The organism is Lacinutrix venerupis (assembly GCF_001971745.1).
Taxonomy (GTDB): Bacteria; Bacteroidota; Bacteroidia; order Flavobacteriales; family Flavobacteriaceae; genus Lacinutrix; species Lacinutrix venerupis.
The window spans coordinates 21,545-43,540 of sequence record NZ_CP019352.1 but is presented as its reverse complement, the minus strand read 5'-3'; the positions used below and the strand labels follow the sequence as shown (position 1 = coordinate 43,540).

Annotated in this window: 17 protein-coding genes; 12 read left to right on the top strand and 5 right to left on the bottom strand. The window is 30.5% G+C overall.

The window, feature by feature from the left end:
* Window positions 1-89: 89 nt before the first annotated feature.
* Window positions 90-1,418 carry an aspartate kinase gene (locus tag BWR22_RS00155; protein WP_076731429.1) on the top strand — a complete coding sequence of 443 codons (1,329 nt, stop codon included), beginning with the start codon at window positions 90-92 and terminating at the stop codon, window positions 1,416-1,418.
* A 91-nt stretch (window positions 1,419-1,509) separates the two neighbouring features.
* Here BWR22_RS00155 and BWR22_RS00150 read toward each other — a convergent pair whose 3' ends face one another.
* Window positions 1,510-2,802, bottom strand: a complete 1,293-nt coding sequence (locus BWR22_RS00150; protein ID WP_076731428.1) for an aminopeptidase P family protein — start codon at window positions 2,800-2,802, stop codon at window positions 1,510-1,512.
* 193 nt (window positions 2,803-2,995) lie between these two features.
* Here BWR22_RS00150 and BWR22_RS00145 point away from each other — a divergent pair, with 193 nt between their 5' ends.
* The 5 genes from BWR22_RS00145 to BWR22_RS00125 all read left to right on the top strand — a co-directional run bounded on the left by BWR22_RS00145 (window position 2,996) and on the right by BWR22_RS00125 (window position 11,181).
* Window positions 2,996-5,836: a WD40/YVTN/BNR-like repeat-containing protein gene (locus tag BWR22_RS00145; RefSeq protein ID WP_076731427.1), complete on the top strand. Its 2,841-nt coding sequence runs from the start codon at window positions 2,996-2,998 to the stop codon at window positions 5,834-5,836.
* 84 nt (window positions 5,837-5,920) lie between these two features.
* Entirely contained in the window at window positions 5,921-7,615 is a 1,695-nt protein-coding gene (locus BWR22_RS00140) for an alpha/beta hydrolase (protein ID WP_076731426.1), read from the top strand.
* 104 nt (window positions 7,616-7,719) lie between these two features.
* The gene (locus BWR22_RS00135; RefSeq protein WP_076731425.1) at window positions 7,720-8,394 is read left to right on the top strand and encodes a succinate dehydrogenase cytochrome b subunit; all 675 of its coding nucleotides are present in this window, start codon (window positions 7,720-7,722) and stop codon (window positions 8,392-8,394) included.
* A 15-nt stretch (window positions 8,395-8,409) separates the two neighbouring features.
* Complete coding sequence (locus BWR22_RS00130) at window positions 8,410-10,422, top strand: fumarate reductase/succinate dehydrogenase flavoprotein subunit (RefSeq protein WP_076731424.1); 2,013 nt, start codon at window positions 8,410-8,412, stop codon at window positions 10,420-10,422.
* A gap of 12 nt (window positions 10,423-10,434) precedes the next feature.
* The gene (locus BWR22_RS00125) at window positions 10,435-11,181 is read left to right on the top strand and encodes a succinate dehydrogenase/fumarate reductase iron-sulfur subunit (RefSeq protein WP_076731423.1); all 747 of its coding nucleotides are present in this window, start codon (window positions 10,435-10,437) and stop codon (window positions 11,179-11,181) included.
* A gap of 74 nt (window positions 11,182-11,255) precedes the next feature.
* On the opposite strand, the gene BWR22_RS00120 is transcribed toward BWR22_RS00125, so the two are convergent.
* Window positions 11,256-11,930, bottom strand: a complete 675-nt coding sequence (locus BWR22_RS00120) for a T9SS type A sorting domain-containing protein (protein ID WP_076731422.1) — start codon at window positions 11,928-11,930, stop codon at window positions 11,256-11,258.
* Between the two features lie 174 nt (window positions 11,931-12,104).
* Here BWR22_RS00120 and BWR22_RS00115 point away from each other — a divergent pair, with 174 nt between their 5' ends.
* The gene (locus tag BWR22_RS00115) at window positions 12,105-13,052 is read left to right on the top strand and encodes a M28 family peptidase (RefSeq protein WP_076731421.1); all 948 of its coding nucleotides are present in this window, start codon (window positions 12,105-12,107) and stop codon (window positions 13,050-13,052) included.
* 5 nt (window positions 13,053-13,057) lie between these two features.
* Window positions 13,058-14,827, top strand: coding sequence for a MutS-related protein (locus BWR22_RS00110; RefSeq protein ID WP_076731420.1), 1,770 nt, complete (start codon window positions 13,058-13,060; stop codon window positions 14,825-14,827).
* 56 nt (window positions 14,828-14,883) lie between these two features.
* Here the strand turns inward: BWR22_RS00110 and BWR22_RS00105 are convergent, their stop codons facing one another.
* Both BWR22_RS00105 and BWR22_RS00100 read right to left on the bottom strand, forming a co-directional pair.
* Complete coding sequence (locus BWR22_RS00105) at window positions 14,884-15,639, bottom strand: thioredoxin family protein (protein ID WP_076731419.1); 756 nt, start codon at window positions 15,637-15,639, stop codon at window positions 14,884-14,886.
* 13 nt (window positions 15,640-15,652) lie between these two features.
* Complete coding sequence (locus BWR22_RS00100) at window positions 15,653-16,192, bottom strand: TlpA family protein disulfide reductase (RefSeq protein WP_076731418.1); 540 nt, start codon at window positions 16,190-16,192, stop codon at window positions 15,653-15,655.
* 183 nt (window positions 16,193-16,375) lie between these two features.
* Here BWR22_RS00100 and BWR22_RS00095 point away from each other — a divergent pair, with 183 nt between their 5' ends.
* Together BWR22_RS00095 and BWR22_RS00090 are read left to right on the top strand one after the other, a co-directional pair.
* A complete protein-coding gene (locus BWR22_RS00095) occupies window positions 16,376-17,353 on the top strand; it encodes a sensor histidine kinase (protein WP_241828213.1) in 978 nt (325 codons plus the stop codon).
* Complete coding sequence (locus tag BWR22_RS00090; RefSeq protein ID WP_076731417.1) at window positions 17,350-18,045, top strand: LytR/AlgR family response regulator transcription factor; 696 nt, start codon at window positions 17,350-17,352, stop codon at window positions 18,043-18,045. Before BWR22_RS00095 ends, BWR22_RS00090 begins: the two co-directional genes overlap by 4 nt.
* A 112-nt stretch (window positions 18,046-18,157) precedes the next feature.
* Here the strand turns inward: BWR22_RS00090 and BWR22_RS00085 are convergent, their stop codons facing one another.
* Window positions 18,158-20,248 carry a S46 family peptidase gene (locus BWR22_RS00085; RefSeq protein ID WP_076731416.1) on the bottom strand — a complete coding sequence of 697 codons (2,091 nt, stop codon included), beginning with the start codon at window positions 20,246-20,248 and terminating at the stop codon, window positions 18,158-18,160.
* Between the two features lie 92 nt (window positions 20,249-20,340).
* Between BWR22_RS00085 and BWR22_RS00080 the strand changes: the two genes are divergently transcribed.
* A complete protein-coding gene (locus BWR22_RS00080) occupies window positions 20,341-21,483 on the top strand; it encodes a methionine aminotransferase (protein WP_076731415.1) in 1,143 nt (380 codons plus the stop codon).
* 30 nt (window positions 21,484-21,513) lie between these two features.
* On the top strand, window positions 21,514-21,996 hold the full coding sequence (locus BWR22_RS00075) for a hypothetical protein (protein ID WP_076731414.1): 483 nt from the start codon (window positions 21,514-21,516) through the stop codon (window positions 21,994-21,996).

The following is a 21,996-nucleotide window of genomic DNA, read 5'->3' as shown; positions in this document are numbered from 1 at the left end:
TAACAATTTGTGCAAATGTAGTATATATTTTTCATTTTTATGTTTAATTAACGCTTGCGAGGTAGTTTCGTACAATAAAATAAATAGAAATGTTAGTATTAAAATTTGGAGGAACATCTGTTGGGTCTATTGAGAATATGATTCATGTAAAAGAAATTATTAATAATGAGCAAAGAAAAATAGTAGTATTATCTGCAATGTCTGGTACCACTAATGCGCTAGTTAAAATTTCAGAGCATATAAAAAACCAAAATAAAGATGAGGCTTTAATAGTTGTTAACGATCTTAGAAATAGTTATAATACAACTATTAAAAACCTTATAACAAATCAACAGTTTTACAAAACAGTTTTTGTTTATGTAAACGATGTGTTTAATACTTTAGAGTCCTTGGTTAATAAGGAATATAATAACTTATTATATAACCAAATAGTTGCTCAAGGCGAACTACTATCTACTTATATATTTAGTAAATATTTAATGCAAGAAGGTATTAAAACAGCATTATTGCCTGTTTTAGATTTTATGCGAATTGATAAAACTAATGAGCCTGATAATTTTTATATTCAGCAAAATTTAAATAGAATTATGGACGAAACTCCAAATGCAGATATTTATATTACGCAAGGCTTTATTTGCCGAAATGCAGAAGGAGACATAAGTAATTTGCAACGAGGTGGTAGCGATTATACGGCAACAATAATTGGTGCTGTAGTTAATGCAGAAGAAGTACAAATCTGGACAGATATTGATGGTTTCCATAATAACGATCCGCGTTTTGTAGATAACACTAATGCTATTTCTAATTTATCTTTCGATGAGTCTGCAGAGTTGGCTTATTTTGGAGCGAAAATATTACATCCACAAACGGTAATGCCTGTTAGAGCATTAGATATTCCTGTACGTTTAAAAAACACAATGGCTCCTAAAGCGCACGGTACATTAATTACAAATCAAATTCATGGAGAAGGTATAAAAGCAATAGCAGCAAAAGATGGTATTACAGCCATAAAAATAAAATCTGCTAGAATGTTGCTGGCTCATGGTTTTTTAAAAAAAGTATTCGAGATTTTTGAACGTTATGAAACGGCTATAGATATGATTACAACATCTGAGATTGCTGTGTCTTTAACAGTAGATAATACTACGCATTTATCTGCAATAGTAGAAGAGTTAGACCGTTTTGCAACAGTTGAGGTAGACGATTATATGAGTATTGTTTGTTTAGTAGGAAATGCTATTATATATCATCCAGATACACCAAATTTATTTCAAGTATTACAAGATGTTAACGTGAGAATGATTTCATATGGAGGCAGTAATAATAATATATCATTATTAATAAACACTAGCGATAAAATTGAAACACTTCAAAAATTACAGCGCTATGTTTTTGAAAGTGATGGTGTACTGGTTTAAAAATATTAGTACATTATATATAGTATTATTTCAATATAATTGAATAAAAAAGCCTCTTGTTTAAGAGGCTTTTTTAAGTATATAATTTTTTTTATTTATTCATTAAATCTTCAATCTCTTCAATTTCAATAGGAATATCTCTCATTAAATTAAAAGGCTCTCCTTTTTCTTGAACAACTACATCATCTTCTAATCTAATTCCAAAACCTTCATCAGGAATATAAATACCAGGCTCAACGGTAAATACCATATTTGCTTGCATAGGTTCTGTTAAAATACCATAATCATGCGTATCTAGTCCCATATGGTGACTTGTACCATGCATAAAGTATTTTTTGTAAGCTGGCCAATCTGGATTTTCATTTTTAACATCAGCTTTATCAAGTAATCCTAAGCCTAAAAGTTCACTAGTCATTAACTTGCCAACTTCAACATGGTAATCTGCCCAAATTGTTCCAGGTACTAACATTTTTGTAGCTTCATTTTTAACTCTAAGTACAGCGTTGTAAACAGCCTTTTGTCTGTCGTTGTATCTTCCAGAAACAGGAATAGTACGTGTCATGTCACTTGCGTAGTTAGCGTATTCTGCACCTGCATCTATTAAAATTAAATCGCCTGCTTTACACTCTTGATTATTTTCAATATAATGTAACACATTTGCATTATTTCCAGAACCTACAATTGGTGTATAGGCGAATCCTTTAGAGCGGTTATTTAAAAACTCATGCATAAATTCGGCTTCAATATTGTATTCCATTACACCTGGTTTTACAAAGTCTAAAACTCTTCTAAAACCTTTGTTAGTAATGTTGCAAGCAGTTTGTATTAAATCTATTTCAATTTGATCTTTTATAGATCGTAAACGCTGTAATATTGGGTTGCTTTTTGCCACACGATGCGCAGGATATTTATCTTTTAACCATTTTACAAAGCGTGCTTCGCGAGTTTCTGTTTCAACATTTGCACGATAATGCTCGTTAGTGTTTATGTAAACAGTATCTGCTTGAGACATAATTTCGGCCATAACTTTTTCAAGATCTTGTAGCCAGTAAACTGTTTTTATTCCGCTAGTTGCTAAAGCAGCATCTTTAGTTAGCTTTTCGCCTTCCCATATAGCAATGTGCTCGTTTGTTTCTTTTAAAAATAAAATTTCACGATTTTTTGGGTTTGGACAGTCTGGATATAATACCAAAATACTTTCTTCTTGATCAACACCACTTAAATAAAAGATATCTCTGTGTTGTTGAAAAGGTAAAGTGCTATCTGCACTTATAGGATAAATATCGTTAGAGTTAAAAACAGCAAGACTGTTTGGTTGCATTTGTTTTGCAAAATTCTTACGATTTTTTATAAAAAGGCTGCTGTCTATTTTGTGGTATTTCATGAAAAAATATTTTCATTCCCTTGAAAACGGGAATATAATTAGTGTTTTAATTTTTCTCCGTCAAGCGGAAAAACTAAGAGGCTTGAATTAAGCTTGTCGGAGTGTCAAAAATAACATTTAATTACTAAAAAGCATTTCGGTTTTGCTCAATTTTAACAGAATGACTACCTTGAAACTTTATAAATCAATTTATATGAAATTTAAATTTCTTTTCACTTCTGCTTTTCTTTTTTTTCTAAATGTACAAGCGCAACAGCCAGCAACAAATTCTAATACTATAAAAGAAGCTCTTGCGAAAAAGAAGTTAATGGCAGAAGCGTCATTAGTTAAAAACGTAGCCTTTAAAAATATAGGGCCAACCGTAATGAGTGGTCGTGTTGTAGATATAGATGTTAACCCAAATAATACTTCAGAGTTTTATGTTGGTTATGCCTCTGGAGGATTGTGGCATACAACAAATAATGGGTCGTCTTTTACACCAATTTTAGATAGTGCGCAAACTCAAAATGTAGGAGATATTGCAGTAGATTGGAAATCTAGAACTATTTGGGTTGGTTCAGGAGAAAATAACAGTTCACGCTCATCTTACGCTGGAATAGGTGTTTTAAAATCTACAAACAATGGTGAAACTTGGGAACATGTTGGCTTGCCAGATTCTCACCATATTGGACGTATTTTAATAAACCCAAATAATGTTAATGAAGTTGTGGTTGGTGTAACGGGTCATTTATATTCACCAAACAAAGAGCGCGGTATTTATAAAACAAAAGATGGCGGTAAAACATGGCAGCAAACGTTGTTTGTAGATGAGAATAGTGGCATTATAGATGTGCAACAATCACCAAATAACTTTAATACTCTTTATGCTTCATCATGGACAAGAGACAGAAAAGCTTGGAATTTTGATGGCAGCGGCAATAATTCAGCAATATTTAAAAGTACAGATGCAGGAGAAACTTGGCAGAGAATGTCAACTAAAGAAAGTGGATTTCCAACAGGAAATGGTGTTGGGAGAATAGGCTTAGCAGTATCAAGCGATAATGTTTTATATGCGTTTCACGATAGCCAATTTAGAAGAAAAGAAGAAGGAAAAAAAGAAGAAACACGTGGTCTAAAAAAAGAAGAATTTAAAACCATGAGTACAGAAACCTTTTTAGCTTTAGATGATAAAAAGTTAAACGGATTTTTAAAAATGAATGGTTTTCAAGAAAAATATCGTGCTGAAAATGTAAAGCAAATGGTACGAAGCGGAAACGTAAAACCTATAGATTTAGCCAACTATCTTGAAGATGCAAACTCTATGTTGTTTGATACGCCTGTAATTGGAGCTGAGGTATACAAAAGTATAGATGGCGGAAAAACATGGAAGAAAACACACGACGATTATTTGGACGATGTATATTATTCTTATGGCTACTATTTTGGAGAAATTAGAGTCGATCCGCAAGATGAAAACGGAATTTACATTATGGGAGTTCCTCTTTTAAAATCTAAAGATGGAGGCAAAACATTTACATCTATAAGTAGAGAAAACGTGCATGCAGATCATCAAGCATTATGGGTAAACCCAAAAGTAGCTGGACATTTAATAAACGGTAACGATGGTGGTTTAAACATGTCTTACGATGATGGTGAAACTTGGGAAAAACTAAACGTTAATAGCGTTGGGCAGTTTTACGCCATAAATGTAGATAATCAAAAACCATATCGCGTGTATGGTGGTTTGCAAGACAATGGTGTTTGGGTTGGTGCTCATAATGCACCACAAGATAGAGCTTGGCATCAAAATGGCCAATATCCATGGGAATCTATTATGGGTGGCGATGGTATGCAAATAGAAATCGATAACCGTAATGCAAATATTGTGTATACAGGTTATCAATTTGGAAATTATTATAGAATTAATAGAGAAACAGGAGAGCAAAAATACATACAACCAAAACATGAGTTAGGCGAAAGCCCTTATAGGTTTAATTGGCAAACACCAATACATTTATCACGTCATAATCAAGATATATTATACTTAGGCGGTAATAAATTAATGAGATCATTAGATAAAGGCGATAGCTGGAAAGCCATTTCTAACGATTTAACTAATGGAGGTAAAAAAGGAAATGTAGCCTATGGAACATTAACTTCTATTAGCGAATCACCATTTGAATTTGGATTAATTTATGTTGGTAGTGATGATGGTTTAGTGCATGTTACTAAAAATGGAGGAGGAAATTGGATTAATATTTCTGCTGGATTACCAAAAGATTTATGGGTAAGTAGAGTAGTGGCATCAAAGCATAAAAAAGAACGTGTTTATTTAACCTTAAACGGTTACCGTTGGGACGATTTTACAAGTTATGTCTATAAATCTGATGATTACGGGCAAACATGGTCTTCAATAGCTTCAAATATTCCAGCATCTCCAGTAAACGTTATTCGTGAAGATTATAAAAACGAAAACATATTGTATTTAGGTACAGATAATGGTGCTTACGTATCGTTTAATAAAGGTGAAAATTGGGAAGCCTTTTCTAAAAATTTACCAGCAGTAGCAGTGCATGATATTGTGTTACACGAAGAGTCTAACGATTTGTTGTTAGGAACTCATGGTAGAAGCATTTATAAAACAAATGTCGAGCCGTTGCAAGACATGAATGCTTCAGTAAAAAATCAATCACTTACAATTTTTAATATAAATAAAACTAAAAGCAGTCGCCGTTGGGGAAACAGTTGGAGTAAATGGATGCAACCTTATGAACCTTCAATTACCTTAACGTTTTATTCAAATGAAGAATCTAAAAAAACAATAGAAATAAGAAGTGATAAAAACTCAGTATTACAAACTATAGATGTCGATGTAAATAAAGGATTTAATTATGTTGAGTACGATATTACTTTAACCGAAAAAGGACGCAAAAAACTATTAAAGGAAAACACAGCAATAGATATAGTAAAAGCAAAAAATGAAAAATATTACCTGCCTAAAGGAAATTATATAATTTCAATTGATGGTGTAACAAAAGGCTTCGAGATAGAATAGATGTTATAAAGTTGTTTGTTTTAAATATTTAAAGGTGTAACAAAAAGAAAAACTTTATCTCTTAAATTATATAAATCACAAACTATGAAGCTAATTGCAATTACTCTAACTGTTTTTTGTTTAGTATTTTTCGGGTGTAAAAATGATAATATAAACGCTAACAAATCTTATAAAGAAATACAAGAAAAAGCATTAAGCTTATCTAACACAGGAGATTCTATTAAGCAATTAGAGGCATTGCAGCTTTATGAAAAAGCGTTTAATAAATTTCCAGATAGTATAGACGAATATTCAAGATACGATGTAAGTTTAATAGCTAGTAAATACAAGAAATTTGATTTAGCTTTTAGAGAATTAAAATATTTAGCAGGCTTGTATGAGGATGAAGAAGGTTATCCTGGATGGAGTTATATTTTAGATGAATATGCAGAAGAAGATTATAAAAATTTAAAACAAGATAAAAGGTGGGAGGTTTTGTATAGTAAAGCCTTAATTGATAAAAAACAGTTTTTTGAAAATTTAAAAGCAGACGAAAAAGAGTTTTTCAACACTAAAAAAAGTAAAGATTTAAATGCTTTTGAGGCCGAAGAGTTATATCATTATTTAAAAACTTCAAATAATTATTTGCCTAAGAAAAAACAAAACTATTCCATTTCATTTAAAATAAATGATACGGTTAATACTTCGTATTTTATTCACTTACCAAAAAACTACAAACCAGAAAACAAGTATTCGGTTCTAGTTGTATTGCATGGTGCAGTAAGAGGCACATCGCTTTCAGAATACGAAACAGTTAGCAATCTAAAATATTTTAATAGGTTTTACACCAAATATGCAGATATAAATAATGTAATTTTAGTATTTCCAAAAGCAGATAAAAATTTCAATTGGATGCTTAACGATGCTGGTTTCTTTATGGTGCCAAAAATTGTAAAACAAATTAAAGCTGTTTTAAATATTGATAATAATAAAGTCTTCATATCAGGACATTCTAATGGAGCAACAGGCTCATTTTCATATTTAGTAAAACAACCTTCACCTTTTGCCGGTTTTTATGGCTTTAATACACAACCAAAAGTTTATACGGGAGGTACTTTTATACAAAATGTACTAGCTAGATCCTTTATAAATTTTTCTACAGATCAAGATTATTATTATCCTCCAAATGCCAATGATAGTTTAAATGTTTTAATGGCTAACTTAAAAGCTGATTATAAAGATTATCGCTATAATGGTTTTCCGCATTGGTTCCCGGAATTTGACGAATCTGAACCAGCACACAAAATATTATTTGATGATATATTAAAGCGAAAAAGAAATCCGTTTCCTAAAACAATAGAGTGGGAATTAGACGATAACGCTAATGGTAATATAGATTGGATTAGTGATATTAAATTAGACACTCTAAAGCAAAAAGAAAGTTGGCATAAAACATTAAATTTTGAAATTAATAAGTGGTTAAAATACAGTAAAAATGATAGTTTAATTGCTGTAGATGTTAACAAGAAAGCCTTCGATTTTCCAAGGCAGTCTGGAAAAATTATAGCAAATTACGATAATAATAAATTTGAAATAAAAACGTCATGCTTAAAAGCGTTCACAATTAATATTTCTCCAGAAATGATTGATTTAAAAAAACCAGTTAAAGTTTATATAAATAATAAATTGCATTTTAATGATACTTTAAACTTTAATAAATCCATTTTATTGAAGACTTGGGAAAACACTTTAGATTCAAATCAGCTCTGGATAAATGCTATTAATTTTGAAATTGATTAGCCATTACTTAAACCCATTCTAAATAGTACAAAAAAGTTTTAAAATTTGTTGCGAAAGCGTTTGCGTTGTATCTTTGTGGTAACTATACTTTAACTACAAATATAATGAGCGGAATTTTAAATTCTTCAATAGGAAGAAAGTTTGCTATGGCACTTTCGGCACTCTTTCTTATGATTTTCTTATTACAACATTTTACAATTAACTTACTATCTGTATTTAGTGCTGATGCTTTTAACGAAGTTTCTCATTTTATGGGTACATTTTGGTTAATTCAATATGTATTACAACCTGTTTTAATTTTTGGTGTAATTTTTCACTTTATAATGGGATTTGTTTTAGAAATAAGAAACAGAAATGCAAGACAAGTAAGCTATGCAAAAAACAATGGTGCTGCAAATTCATCTTGGATGAGCAGAAACATGATTTGGAGCGGATTAGCAATTTTAGCATTTATTGGTCTTCACTTTTACGATTTTTGGTTACCAGAAATTAACACAAAGTACATTCAGGGAGATATGTCTGGTTTACTTGCTAATGGTGAGTTTAGATACTTTGAAGAGCTACAGCATAAGTTTGTAGATATTTGGAGAGTAGTACTGTATTGTATTGCTTTTATCTTCTTAGCACTTCACTTATTACATGGGTTTAGTTCAGCATTCCAATCAACAGGAATGAATAATAAATACAGCAAAGGTTTACAAAGTTTTGGAAAAGCGTATGCAATCATTATTCCATTAGGATTTATTTTTATTGCATTATTTCATCACTTTACTCACTAAAAAAAACATCTAAAAATGGCTTTAGATTCAAAAGTACCAAAAGGTCCAATTAAAGATAAATGGACTAATTATAAAAATAAGATAGATCTTGTAAATCCAGCAAACAAAAGAAACATTGATGTTATTGTTGTTGGTACAGGATTAGCAGGAGGTTCTGCAGCTGCTACTTTAGCAGAATTAGGATATAACGTAAAAGCATTTTGCTTTCAAGATTCTCCACGTCGTGCGCACTCTATTGCAGCACAAGGAGGAATTAACGCAGCAAAAAACTACCAAGGTGATGGAGACTCAACGTACCGTTTATTTTACGATACTGTAAAAGGTGGAGATTACCGTTCACGTGAGGCAAATGTTTACCGTTTAGCTGAGGTGTCTGCAAATATTATAGATCAATGTGTCGCTCAAGGTGTACCTTTTGCACGTGAATATGGTGGACTTTTAGATAACCGTTCGTTTGGTGGTGTATTAGTATCACGTACGTTTTACGCAGCTGGACAAACAGGACAACAATTATTATTAGGAGCGTATTCTGCTATGAACCGTCAAATTGGTCGTGGTAAAATTAAAATGTACAACCGTCACGAAATGTTAGACGTTGTAAAAGTTGATGGAAAAGCTCGTGGTATTATAACACGTAACCTAATTACTGGTGAAATTGAAAGACACTCAGCACACGCTGTTGTTTTAGGAACTGGTGGTTATGGTAACGTATTCTTCTTATCAACAAACGCGATGGGAAGTAATGTAACTGCAGCATGGAAAGCTCACAAACGTGGTGCTTACTTTGCAAATCCATGTTACACACAAATTCACCCAACTTGTATTCCTGTTTCTGGAGACCATCAGTCTAAACTAACATTAATGTCTGAGTCTCTTCGTAACGATGGACGTATTTGGGTCCCAAAACACATGAAAGATGTTGAGGCTATTAAAGCAGGAACTTTAAAACCAAAAGATCTAGCAGAAGAAGATAGAGATTACTATCTAGAACGTCGTTATCCTGCCTTTGGTAACTTAGTACCTCGTGATGTTGCCTCTCGTGCAGCAAAAGAACGTTGCGATGCTGGTTTTGGTGTAAATGCTACTGGTGAAGCTGTTTTCTTAGATTTTGCTTCGGCAATTCAACGTTACGGAAAAGAGCAAGCTCACGTTAAAGGATTAAACGAAAATGATGCTGCACTTGTTACTAAATTAGGACAAGAAGTAGTTAAGAATAAATACGGAAACTTATTCCAAATGTATGAGAAGATTGTAGATCAAGATCCATACAACACACCAATGATGATTTATCCTGCAGTACACTACACAATGGGTGGTATTTGGGTAGATTACAACTTAATGACAACGGTTCCTGGTTTATACTGTATTGGAGAAGCTAATTTCTCAGATCATGGAGCAAATAGACTTGGGGCTTCTGCTTTAATGCAAGGTTTAGCAGATGGTTATTTTGTGTTACCTTATACTATTGGTGATTATTTATCTAATGATATTCGTACAGGACCAATTTCTACAGAAAGCAAAGAATTTGAAGAGGCTGAAAAAGAGGTTCGTGAAAAACTAAATTTCTTTGTAACTAACGAAGGAAAACATTCTGTAGATTATTTCCATAAGAGATTAGGAAAAATTATGTGGAACAAAGTAGGGATGTCTAGAAACGTTCAAGGTTTAACAGAAGCTATTTCAGAAATTAAAGCTTTAAGAGAGCAATTCTGGAAAGAAGTTAAAGTTCCTGGAACAAATGAAGAATATAACGAAGAATTAGCGAAAGCTGGACGTGTTGCAGATTTCTTAGAACTTGGTGAGTTATTTGCTAAAGATGCTCTTAATAGAGAAGAATCTTGTGGTGGACACTTTAGAGAAGACTCTGTAGAGCTTGATGGAGAGCAAAAAGGCGAAGCTTTACGTGATGACGAAAACTTTGCTTACGTTGCCGCTTGGGAATATAAAGGAGAGCCTAGTGATGCTGTTTTACACAAAGAGCAACTAGAATTTAATGATATTGAATTAAAACAAAGAAGTTACAAATAAAGGATAGCTATGATGAATTTAACACTAAAGATTTGGCGTCAAAAAAACGCAAGTGATAAAGGGAGTATGGTTGATTATAAAGTCAGCGATATCTCACCAGATATGTCTTTCCTTGAAATGTTAGACGTTTTAAACGAACAATTAATTAATAACAACGAAGAACCAGTAGCCTTCGATCACGATTGTCGTGAAGGAATTTGCGGTATGTGTTCTTTATATATAAATGGAGAAGCTCACGGTCCAGATCGTGGTGTAACTACTTGTCAGTTACACATGCGTATGTTTAAAGATGGAGATACAATTACTATCGAGCCATTTAGAGCAACAGCATTTCCAGTAGTAAAAGATTTAATTGTAGATAGAAGTTCTTTTGATAGAATACAACACGCAGGAGGTTTTATTTCTGTAAATACTTCTGGAAATACTATTGATGCAAATGCAATTCCTGTAAACAAACATGATGCAGATAAGGCTTTCGAAGCTGCTACATGTATTGGTTGTGGTGCTTGCGTTGCTTCTTGTAAAAACTCTTCTGCAATGTTATTTGTAGGAGCTAAGGTGTCGCAATTTGCATTATTACCACAAGGTAAAGTAGAAGCTACAGACCGTGTTTTAAATATGGTAAAACAAATGGATGAAGAAGGTTTTGGTAACTGTACCAACACTGGTGCTTGTGAGGTAGAATGTCCTAAAGGAATTTCTTTAGAAAACATTGCACGTATGAATCGTGAGTATTTAGCAGCCTCTTTAAAAGGATAAAAATTATTCATTTTTATAAACAAAAAAACCAAGCAAATGCTTGGTTTTTTTGTTTTAGAACTATAATTATTTATCTAATTCACAATAAATTTTCTAGTAGAAATTGCACCTTTTATAGATTGAATTCTAGCAACATAAACACCAGTTTTAAAAGTGTTTAAAGAAATTTTAGAATTATTAGAGTTTAATATGTTTTGGCCTAATAAATTATAAATAGCAACATTAGAAATTTTATTAGACGTAGTAATTTGCTTTAATGTATTGTAGTAAATAAAATCTGAAGGCTCTAATTCAAATGTATTAGTAGAAAGAGAAGGATCAACAGTTGCAGTCGTTAATTCTAAAGAATAAGCAACACTACCATTTAAATTATTTCTAACAAATGATAAAGAATATAACCTATCAGACTGTACACTTTCAGAAAACATATTAGCACCTTGAGAAAGAGGAGACTCTATACTACTTATTAAAGAGCCATCTAATTGATAAGTTTTAAAATAAGCCACTGTATTTGGAGAGTTACCATTAATATTTAGAGTAAATTCTAATACATTATATATTTGTGCAGGAAAATTCCAGAAATCGGGATCATTACCAGTTAATACACCTGTTCCGGTTTGAGGTGTCGTAGCAGAAAAGGTAACAGTACCTGAAGCATCTCTAGAATTGTTAGGTTCTGTTTCAGCAATTTGAGCAAATGTTATAGCGCATAGCAATATAGCTAAAATTGAGAGGGTAGTTTTTTTCATATTTTATAAGGATTATTGATTAAGGCGCAAATAAAGTTTATTTTTTGAAATTTCTTTTAATTTAGAAGATAAATTTTGTGTGAAATATCTTATAAGTATATTGTTTTTTATTTAGAATGAAACAATAAGTTATTGCGATAAAGAAAACTATATTAAACTTGGTTATATTTGAATATGAAAAATAATAAACCTTTACTTTTTTTGCTTTTTATAACATTGTTTTTGCAGGCTTGTAAAACGCAAAAAAACAACACGATAACTAAAGAGATAAATGAGAAAGCTATTGAAACTTATAGTTTTAATACTTCAGATTTATTAGAGGATGTTAAAATATTATCTTCCAACGCATATCAAGGTAGACGTACGGGAACAAAAGGTGCTAAATTAGCTGAAGATTATATTATTGAAAGATTTTCTCAATTAAAAGTGAAACCTCTAAACTCAGGTTATAGACAAAGTTTTTCTTTTACAGCTGGTAAACAATATAATGCAAATAATATATTAGGATTAATAGAAGGTACTGCTAGTAATAATAAATATATAGTATTATCGGCTCATTACGATCATGAAGGTGTAAAGAATGGAGAAACTTATAACGGAGCAGACGATAATGCTTCGGGTATTAGTGCTTTATTTGCTTTTGCAGAATTTTTAAAAAAAAATCCACCAAAACATAATGTTATTTTAGCAGCTTTTGATGGCGAAGAATTAGGTTTAAAAGGAGCATATCATTTTGTAAATGATAATGTTATTAAACAAAGAAATATTGTATTAAACCTAAATATGGATATGATAAGTAGAAGTGATAGGCACGAATTATTTGCTGTTGGAACGCGCTATTATCCACACTTAAAACCTGCCATTGAAAACTTTAAAAATATAGGAATGGTAGATTTAGTAATTGGCCACGAAGGTTTAGATGCTAAAGATAATTGGACAAATTCTAGCGATCATGCAGCTTTTCATAAAGCTAAAATTCCTTTTGTTTATTTTGGTGTAGCAGACCACGACGATTACCACAAACCAACTGATGATTTCGAAAAAATTGATAAACAATTTTATAAAGATGCAGTAGAAACAATTATTCAGGTTTTTATAAAATATGATGCTTTAGAATTATAGAATAAATGCAAGATTCAATTACATATTATCAAGAGCAACTTAAAATCTATCAAGAAGAAGTTTCTAAATTATATAAGCAATTAACATTTTTAAGTACAGCAAGGTTATTTGTTTTTCTATCTACTGCTGTAGGTGTTTATTTTACATTTAATAACTGGCAAATAGCAGTTATTGTTGCGTTGTTAGGTGCAATTCTATTTATATATTTATTATCGAAACATAGTAATTTAAAAGCAACGTATAACTTTAAAAAAGCATTAGTAGAAATAAATAAAGAAGAGCTTAAAATAGGTTCAGGAGATTTTTTTCATAGAAATGAAGGTTTAGAATTTCAAGATCCATTGCATAATTATGCATTAGATATAGATTTATTTGGCCGTGGTTCTTTTTTTCAATTTATAGATAGAACAGCAACCAAAACAGGTGCCTTAGCTTTATCAAATGCACTTAAAGCTAATAATACTTTAAATATAGAAGAAAGACAAGAGGCTATAAAAGAATTGTCTTTAAAGCCAAAATGGAGACAAAAATTTCAGGCTACAGCTAATTTAATAAATGTAGAAACTAAACCAGATCAAATTACTTCGTGGCTACATAATCACAAGTCGTTTTTACCTAAAAGTATAAAGTATCTCCCATTAGTTTTTATTGGTATTTCGGCAATACTTTTAGTTTTAGGAATAACAAAAATAATCTCGATAGAATTTTTTGGCTATTGGTTGTTAATAGGCTTAGCAATAACAGGAAAGTATTTAAAGAAAATTAATGATTTAGCTGCAAATACAGATAAAATTAGAGACACATTTAGGCAATATGCACAACTTTTAAATGCTATAGAAAATGCAACATTTTCTTCAACATTACTTATTAAAAAACAACAAAGAATCCAATTAGAAGGAAAAACGGCATCAGCTATTTTAACCCATTTATCTAAGGCAATGGATGCATTAGATAATAGAAATAATTTAATATCGGCCATATTTGGAAACGGTTATTTTTTAACAGATATAAAAAATAGTTATAAAATTGAAAAATGGATAGAAATCTATAAAGACAAAGTAGAAGATTGGTTTCAGGTAGTAACATTTTTTGATGCTTATAATAGTTTAGGAAACTATGCTTTTAATCATAAGCATTATATATATCCTCAAATTCTAGAAGATGGAAAACAAACAAATGTTACAGATTTGGGCCATCCATTATTAAAAACAGAAAAGCGAGTAGACAACAATTTTAATATTAAAACAGAGCAGTTTTTTATTATTACAGGCGCAAATATGGCAGGAAAAAGTACATTTTTAAGAACTGTTTCTTTACACATTGTAATGGCAAATGTAGGTTTACCAGTTTGTGCAAAATCTAGTGATTATGTACCAGTAAAACTTATTACAAGTATGCGTACAAGCGACTCTTTAACAGATGATAGTTCTTACTTTTTTAGTGAATTAACTCGCCTAAAATACATTGTCGATGCAATTAAAACAGATAACTATTTTATTATTTTAGACGAAATATTAAAAGGTACAAATAGTACAGACAAAGCTATAGGTTCTAGAAAGTTTGTAGAAAAGTTAGTAGCTAGTAATGCTACAGGAATTATAGCAACACACGATTTAAGTTTATGCGAAATTGAAAAAGAACTAGAAGAGGTTAAAAACTATTATTTCGATGCACAAATTATAAATGACGAATTGTATTTTGATTACACTTTTAAAAAAGGAATTTGTAAAAATATGAATGCTAGTTTTCTACTTAAAAAAATGGAAATAGTATAAAATAAAATGCAAGAACTAACTATAGTTCTTGCATTAAATTATATTTAAATAAAAAATTATTTTATTGGGCAACCAATAGCTTTTGTAGTGCTAGGATTTGGTTTTTCGCCTTTTTCTAAAGCAGCAATTGCGTTTTCAACATACTTTACTTTTACGTCTTCTGGAGATTTAGAATTATCATCAATTGTACCAATATATTGTACTTTTAAATCTTGGTCTAATAAAAAGACGTGAGGTGTTCTAACGGCTCCATATTTAGGATATAGTTTTTGGCCTTCGTCTACTAAGTATGGAAATGTAAATCCTTTTTCTTCTGCACGTTTTTGCATCGCTTCATAGCCTTCTTTTTCATTTGAAGGATTATTACTATTAATAGCAATTACAGGATATCCCTTAGGAGCATACGTATTATTTAATGCAATTAAGCGGTCTTCGTATAATTTAGAAAATGGACATTCGTTACATGTAAAAGTAACTATATATCCTTTAGCATCTTTATAGTCTGATAAAGAAACCATAGAGCCATCTACATTTTTAAGTGAAAAATCTTCGGCGGTATCACCTATCATGTAACCTCCAATTTCCTCTAAAGTTCTTGTTTCTTCAGGTAAACCACCTCTTGGAGGTCCTTTGCGTTCTCCATTTTCACCATGTGGTGGAGGTCCTTTTCTATCGCTATGTTCTGGACGCATTCTTTTGTCGTGTTTCATTTCAGAATGTTCTCCTTTTTCTTCTTTATTATCTTTGCAAGAGGTTAAAACACCTGCAGATAAACATATAATTGCTACTATTAATACACTAATTTTCTTCATTTTTATAATTAATTTATTGTTTAAAATTTTTACTTATTTCGTTTTCAATATCTTCTAAATTCTCAAAAGAGCGTTCATAAAATTTACGCGTTTCGTTATTAAAAATAATGGTAAACGGTATCGCGCCAGACCATTCAGGATTAATTTTGTCAATCCAACTATTAGCATCAGGGTCGTCTAATAAAACTACTTTAGAGATAATATTTCTTTCTTTTAAAAATGGTTTTAATTTGGTGTCTATGTCTTTAGGAAAATCTAGACTTACTAATAGAATTTCTATATCTGGATTTTTAGCTTGTAGTTGTTGTAAATAAGGCAGCTCTTTCACACATGGAGCGCACCACATTGCCCAAAAGTTTACAATATATATTTTATCTTTATTTGTATATAATAAAGGTTCTAAGTCGTTAAAATTATAAACAGGAATTTCTGTTTCTATATAGTTACTGGTTATAATTTCTGTTGTTTGTTCTTCTTTGTTTTCTTTACAACTAATACAGAATAGAAGCGTAGCAACTAGAAAAACAATATTTTTTTGTGTAATTGTAAGCATTTAGCAAAATATATTTTTAGTTAGACTTATAGTTATTGAAATGGTTTAATTATAACTTTAAAAAAATGAAGAATTATTAATTTTTTTTACAAAAATTTTATGCCGCATGTTGTTTGTATTGCTAAATATGGTTTTTATACCTTGTTTTTTGATGTTTAAAATATTTCTAACTACTTTACTTTTGTGAAAGAAAAATTTATTAAAAAACACGGTTCGCAAATTTTAGTACACATCTTATTTTGGATGCTTTTCGTGTTTGTATCATTGTCGGTCTTTTCAAAATATTATTGGAAAGAAAATCCTTTTTTGCAGTATTTATCTATACTTGTAGTAATTGTTTATGCTAACAATTTTATGTTATTACCATTTTTTGTTAAGAAAAAATGGTACATACCATACGTGTTTGTATTTGCAATTATTTCATTTTTTGCTACACAGCTATATTGTAATGTATTTACAAAATGTGGTTGTTCTGTAATGAAGTGTCTTAGCGATTACCTTTGGCAAACCTTAGTACCACTTATTTTCTTTTCTTTTGTTTGGGTTTTGTATCGTTTTATAGAAAAACAAGCAGAAGTAGAAAAGGTTAAAAAGGATCATGCAGAAATGGAGCTTAAGTTTCTAAAATCGCAAATAAATCCGCATGTATTATTTAATAATTTAAATACAATTTATTCGTATTCAATTGAAAAACCATCTGAAACACCAGAACTTATTTTAATGCTTTCAGATAACTTAAAACATATTTTATACGAAAGTAATACTAAAACAATTTTATTAGAAAAAGAGCTTCAATTTTTAGATAATTATATTAAGTTTCAACGCATTAGAACTGAAGGAGTAAAACAAATATTTTATAAAACGCAAATACAATCTACTGGTAAAAAAATAGCGCCTTTATTATTAATTACAATAATAGAAAATGCTTTTAAACATAGTGCTTTAAATAGTGATATTTCTATTTCTATTATTGAAACAAATGGTGTGCTAGAATGTGTTTGTAGTAACGATTATAACAAAGATAGAGTAAGTTCAAGCGCTTTTAAAATTGGGTTACAAAATTTAGAAAAGCGATTGCAATTAATTTATAAAGGCAATTATAAATTAAATATTGTAAAAGCCGAACAATTTGTAGTGACTTTAAAACTAAATTTATCATGACTTGCATTATTATAGAAGATGAAATTCCTGCTCAAAATATTCTTAAAAACTTTTTAGGTAAATTACCTAATATACAATTAAAAGGCACTTTTCAAGCAGCTATAGAGGCACATGTATTTTTAAAAAGTGAAACTGTTGATCTTGTTTTTTTAGATATTAATTTACCAGATATTTCTGGAATAGATTTTATTAAAACCATTAAAAATCCACCAGCTATAATAATAACTACTGCTTATCCAGATTATGCAGTAGAAAGTTTTTCGTTAGATACAATTGTAGATTATTTAGTAAAACCTTTTTCGTTTGATAGGTTTTTAAAAGCAATTAATAAAGCAGAAACATTTACTAATAAACAACAAAGCACATTTAAAGAAAATAGTAACGACAGCTTGTTTTTAAATGTAGATAAAACTCACCATAAAATAATAATTAATGATATTCTGTTTATAGAAAGCGATAGAAATTACATTACAGTTGTTACTAAAAAACAAAAGCTATCTTATATTGAATCTCTTAAAAATTGGAAGCAAAAATTACCAGAAACCAATTTTATTCAAGTTCATAAATCGTTTATAGTTAATAAAAACTATGTTAATAAAATTGCTGGTAACGAGATTTATATTTTGGAAAACAGGCTACCTATTGGCAGGACATATAAACAGGAATTGTTAGCTAAATTGAAAATTGATTAGATAAAAAAATCACTCAAATAGACTTAATATTGCAAATAAAGCTACAATTTGTCTTTTTGAGTGATTTTATTTGATATAGAATAAAACTATATCAAGAAGTAATTTGTTTTAATTACTTTGTTTTTGGATGCACTAATTTCATTTCATCTATTAATCTAGTTGCACCTGCAAACTTATCTACTATAAATAAAATATAGCGTGCGTCTACCATAATATTTCTGCAAATTTCAGGATCATAATTCATATCGCTCATTGTACCTTCCCAAACACGATCAAAGTTTAAACCAACAAGGTTTCCATGCGCATCAATTGCAGGACTTCCAGAGTTTCCGCCAGTGGTGTGGTTTGTGCCTAAAAAGCAAACAGGCACTTTTCCGTTTTTATCAGCATATTGCCCGTAATCTTTAGCGTTGTATAAGTCGCGTAATTTTTTTGGTACATCAAACTCGTAATCTCCAGGAATAAATTTTTCTATAACACCTTCTAAGTAACTTACAGGTTCGTAGTAAACAGCGTCTCTTGGCGAATATCCACGAACTTGACCATAAGTTACACGTAGTGTACTATTAGCGTCTGGAAAATAACGTGCATCTGGTAAAGCCTCCATTAACGCAGTCATGTATTTAGTTTGTAATGCCGAAATTACTTCGTTTTTTTGCTGAAATTCTGGGTTAATAGTATTGTTAAATTCTTCAATTATTGGTTTAGCATATTTGTATGCAGCATCTTTGTTTAACTTTTTTAATACGTCTTTTGGCTCTCCTTCAAATAAAGCAAGTGTAGATTCTAAATTTGTAAATGCAGTTTTTTCGTAAATTGAAGCATCTACATTATCTGTATACATTGGCATTACAGCTTGGTAAACTCCTTTGTCTACGTTTGCGTTAAAATCTTTATGTATACCTTTTAATCTCGAAATTGTTGCATTTTTTGCACGTTCAAAATTGTCCTCATTAGCAGTAATAGCAGCTTCCATTTGGTATGCTCTAAATGTCATTTGCATAAGCTCATTAGTAACAATAAATACTTCTATAAAGTTTCTTCTTTTAATGTTTGTACTAGAAAAATCTTTATATAGTTTGTCGAATTCTGGAAGAATATTACCGTATTTATTTACTAAGTTTTTATCCTTTAATGCAGCAGTAAACTCGTTTTCAAAATCACGACGATTTGCAACAGCATTACTTTTTTCAATTCCTAAATTTTCACCTATCCATTTTTTCCAAGCATTTGCAATTCTTGCTTGTTTAGATGCATATTTAATTCTTACATCATCACTAGATTTCATAGCAGCATCAATTACTTTTAATGCAGCTTCACGAATAGCAATATTGCTAGGATTAAATTCCTTTGTAATATGCTCTATTGCTACAGCAGGTAAGTATTCGTTTGTAGTTCCTGGAAAACCAAAAACAAGTGTAAAATCACCTTCTTCTATACCATCTAAAGATATTGGTAAAAAGTGTTTTGGTTTATATGGCTTGTTATTTTTACTGTATTTTGCTGGCCTGTTGTTTTCATCTGCATAAATTCTAAACATAGAAAAATCGCCAGTATGCCTTGGGAAAACCCAATTATCTGTATCACTACCAAATTTACCAATACTACTTGGTGGTGCTCCTACTAAACGTATATCTTCAAAACGTTCTGTAACAAATAAAAAATACTGATTACCATTATAAAACGCTTTAATTTTAGTGTCTTGCCATGCTTCTTTTGTTGTAGCTCCTTCTATGGCATTGCTATTTTTGCTAATTTGAGATTGACGTTCTTTCTCTGTCATAGCATCCGTTACATTTGCTAAAACTTGAGAAGTAACATCTTTAATACTTACAATAAACTCTATAAAAAGACCTTCGTTTGGTAATTCGTCTTCAAGGTTCATTGCCCAAAATCCATCTTTTAAATAATCATTTTCTAATGATGAGTGCGATTGTATTTGAGAGAAGCCACAATGGTGATTAGTTAAAATCAAACCTTGATCACTAATAACTTCACTAGTACAACCACCATTAAAATGACCAATTGCATCTTTTAAACTAGAGTTGTTAACATCGTAAATATCTTTAGCTGTTAGTTTACTGCCAAGATTAGTCATTTCGTCTTCGTTCATGCCTTCTAAAAGTGAAGGAATCCACATACCACCTTGTTGTGCCGAAACGTTAATTGTAATAAAAAGTAAAATGAACTTTAGAAATTTCATAGTCGAATTGTTTTTTTTGAGTAGCTTCAAATATAAAAAATCGAGCGCTAAAATTTGTTAAAATCTATCTATTTTCTATTTATATTTAGGGTATGAAACATCTATCTAAACTCCCAAATGTAGGGACTACTATTTTTTCGGTAATGAGTGCGCTGGCCAATAAGCACGATGCAATTAATATGTCTCAAGGTTTTCCAAATTTTAAAAGTGATAAAAATCTAATAGATTTAGTATCGCAAGCCATGTGTTCTGGCTATAACCAATATGCACCAATGCCTGGAAATATGGAATTAAGGGAGGCAATTGCTAAAAAAATGGATTTGCTTTATAATTCTACTTATAACCCAGAAGATGAAATCACGATTACTGCAGGAGCAACACAGGCTATCTATACTATAATTTCTGCTTTTATAAAACCAAAAGACGAAGTAATAATTTTTCGTCCTGCTTACGATTGTTACGAACCAGCAATAGAAATAAATGGAGGAAAAACCATTTCTATACAATTAACGGCTCCCAATTATACAATAGATTGGGATGAGGTGGAAAGTAAATTTAGTTCTAAAACTAAAATGATAATTATAAATACACCACAAAATCCTAGTGGAACTGTTTTTTCTAATGCAAATATGTTAGCACTACAAAAATTAACTCAAGACTCTAACTGTATTGTGTTAAGTGATGAGGTTTACGAACATATTATTTATGATGGTTTACAACACCAAAGTGTATGTAGGTTTTCTAATTTAAAATCAAGAAGTTTTATAACAGCATCTTTTGGAAAAACATTTCATAACACGGGTTGGAAAGTTGGTTATTGCTGCGCTCCAAAAACATTAATGAGCGAGTTTAGAAAAGTACATCAATTTAACGTGTTTAGTGTTAATTCTCCCATGCAAAAAGCGTTAGCCGATTATTTAAAAGAACCAAGTAATTATCTAAATTTATCAGAATTTTATCAAGCCAAAAGAGATTTATTTTTAAGTTTAATAAAACATTCTCGTTTTAAATTTAAACCTGCAAAAGGAACCTATTTTCAAGTGTTAGATTTTTCTAAAATTACACAAGTAGGTGATGTGGAGTTTGCAAAGCAATTAACAGTAGAGTATGGTTTAGCATCAATACCATTATCGGTATTTAACAATAATAATAGAGATGATAAGGTATTGCGATTTTGTTTTGCAAAAACAGACGAAACAATAAAAAAAGCAGCAGCTATATTAAATAGTATATAAAATAGTATATTGTAAATAATAATTTAAATAATGAAAACAATAAAAGTAATAGTATTTTTAATATTTATAACAGTAAATTTTTCTTTTGCTCAAGAGGTCATTTATAATAATGAAATTTACAATGTAAAAGGAAAAACCGTTTATAAAAATGGAGAAGATATGTCTGAAATTTTATCTCCAGAAGCTCAAAATGAAATTAAAACGCGATTAAAGCATATTGAAAAACAAGCTAAGCAGACTAGAAAAAATGAAAAAGCTTTAAAAAAAGCCGAAAAAGAGAAAAAACAGTCTGAAAAAGAGCTAAAAAAGAAGGAAAAGGCAGAGAAAAAGCTTAAAGATGCAAAAAAGAGTTTAAGCAAAGCAGAAAACAAATATGCATCTGAGTATAAGAAATTTGAAAAACTTAAAAACAAAGGAAAACTCTCTCCAGATGACCATGAAAAATGGGAGAAGAAATTTGAAAAATTACGAAGTAATATTGAAAAAGCAGAGAAACGGTTAAAACGTTTTTAA

What these genes read in the sequence shown, in the direction of transcription:
- BWR22_RS00090 (WP_076731417.1), top strand. Translation starts at nt 17,350, where the DNA reads ATGACTTGCATTATTATAGAAGATGAAATTCCTGCTCAAAATATTCTT.
- BWR22_RS00085 (WP_076731416.1), bottom strand. Translation starts at nt 20,248, where the DNA reads ATGAAATTTCTAAAGTTCATTTTACTTTTTATTACAATTAACGTTTCG.
- BWR22_RS00150 (WP_076731428.1), bottom strand. Translation starts at nt 2,802, where the DNA reads ATGAAATACCACAAAATAGACAGCAGCCTTTTTATAAAAAATCGTAAG.
- BWR22_RS00105 (WP_076731419.1), bottom strand. Translation starts at nt 15,639, where the DNA reads ATGAAGAAAATTAGTGTATTAATAGTAGCAATTATATGTTTATCTGCA.
- BWR22_RS00125 (WP_076731423.1), top strand. Translation starts at nt 10,435, where the DNA reads ATGAATTTAACACTAAAGATTTGGCGTCAAAAAAACGCAAGTGATAAA.
- BWR22_RS00135 (WP_076731425.1), top strand. Translation starts at nt 7,720, where the DNA reads ATGAGCGGAATTTTAAATTCTTCAATAGGAAGAAAGTTTGCTATGGCA.
- BWR22_RS00130 (WP_076731424.1), top strand. Translation starts at nt 8,410, where the DNA reads ATGGCTTTAGATTCAAAAGTACCAAAAGGTCCAATTAAAGATAAATGG.
- BWR22_RS00155 (WP_076731429.1), top strand. Translation starts at nt 90, where the DNA reads ATGTTAGTATTAAAATTTGGAGGAACATCTGTTGGGTCTATTGAGAAT.
- BWR22_RS00075 (WP_076731414.1), top strand. Translation starts at nt 21,514, where the DNA reads ATGAAAACAATAAAAGTAATAGTATTTTTAATATTTATAACAGTAAAT.
- BWR22_RS00100 (WP_076731418.1), bottom strand. Translation starts at nt 16,192, where the DNA reads ATGCTTACAATTACACAAAAAAATATTGTTTTTCTAGTTGCTACGCTT.
- BWR22_RS00115 (WP_076731421.1), top strand. Translation starts at nt 12,105, where the DNA reads ATGAAAAATAATAAACCTTTACTTTTTTTGCTTTTTATAACATTGTTT.
- BWR22_RS00120 (WP_076731422.1), bottom strand. Translation starts at nt 11,930, where the DNA reads ATGAAAAAAACTACCCTCTCAATTTTAGCTATATTGCTATGCGCTATA.
- BWR22_RS00140 (WP_076731426.1), top strand. Translation starts at nt 5,921, where the DNA reads ATGAAGCTAATTGCAATTACTCTAACTGTTTTTTGTTTAGTATTTTTC.
- BWR22_RS00080 (WP_076731415.1), top strand. Translation starts at nt 20,341, where the DNA reads ATGAAACATCTATCTAAACTCCCAAATGTAGGGACTACTATTTTTTCG.
- BWR22_RS00145 (WP_076731427.1), top strand. Translation starts at nt 2,996, where the DNA reads ATGAAATTTAAATTTCTTTTCACTTCTGCTTTTCTTTTTTTTCTAAAT.
- BWR22_RS00110 (WP_076731420.1), top strand. Translation starts at nt 13,058, where the DNA reads ATGCAAGATTCAATTACATATTATCAAGAGCAACTTAAAATCTATCAA.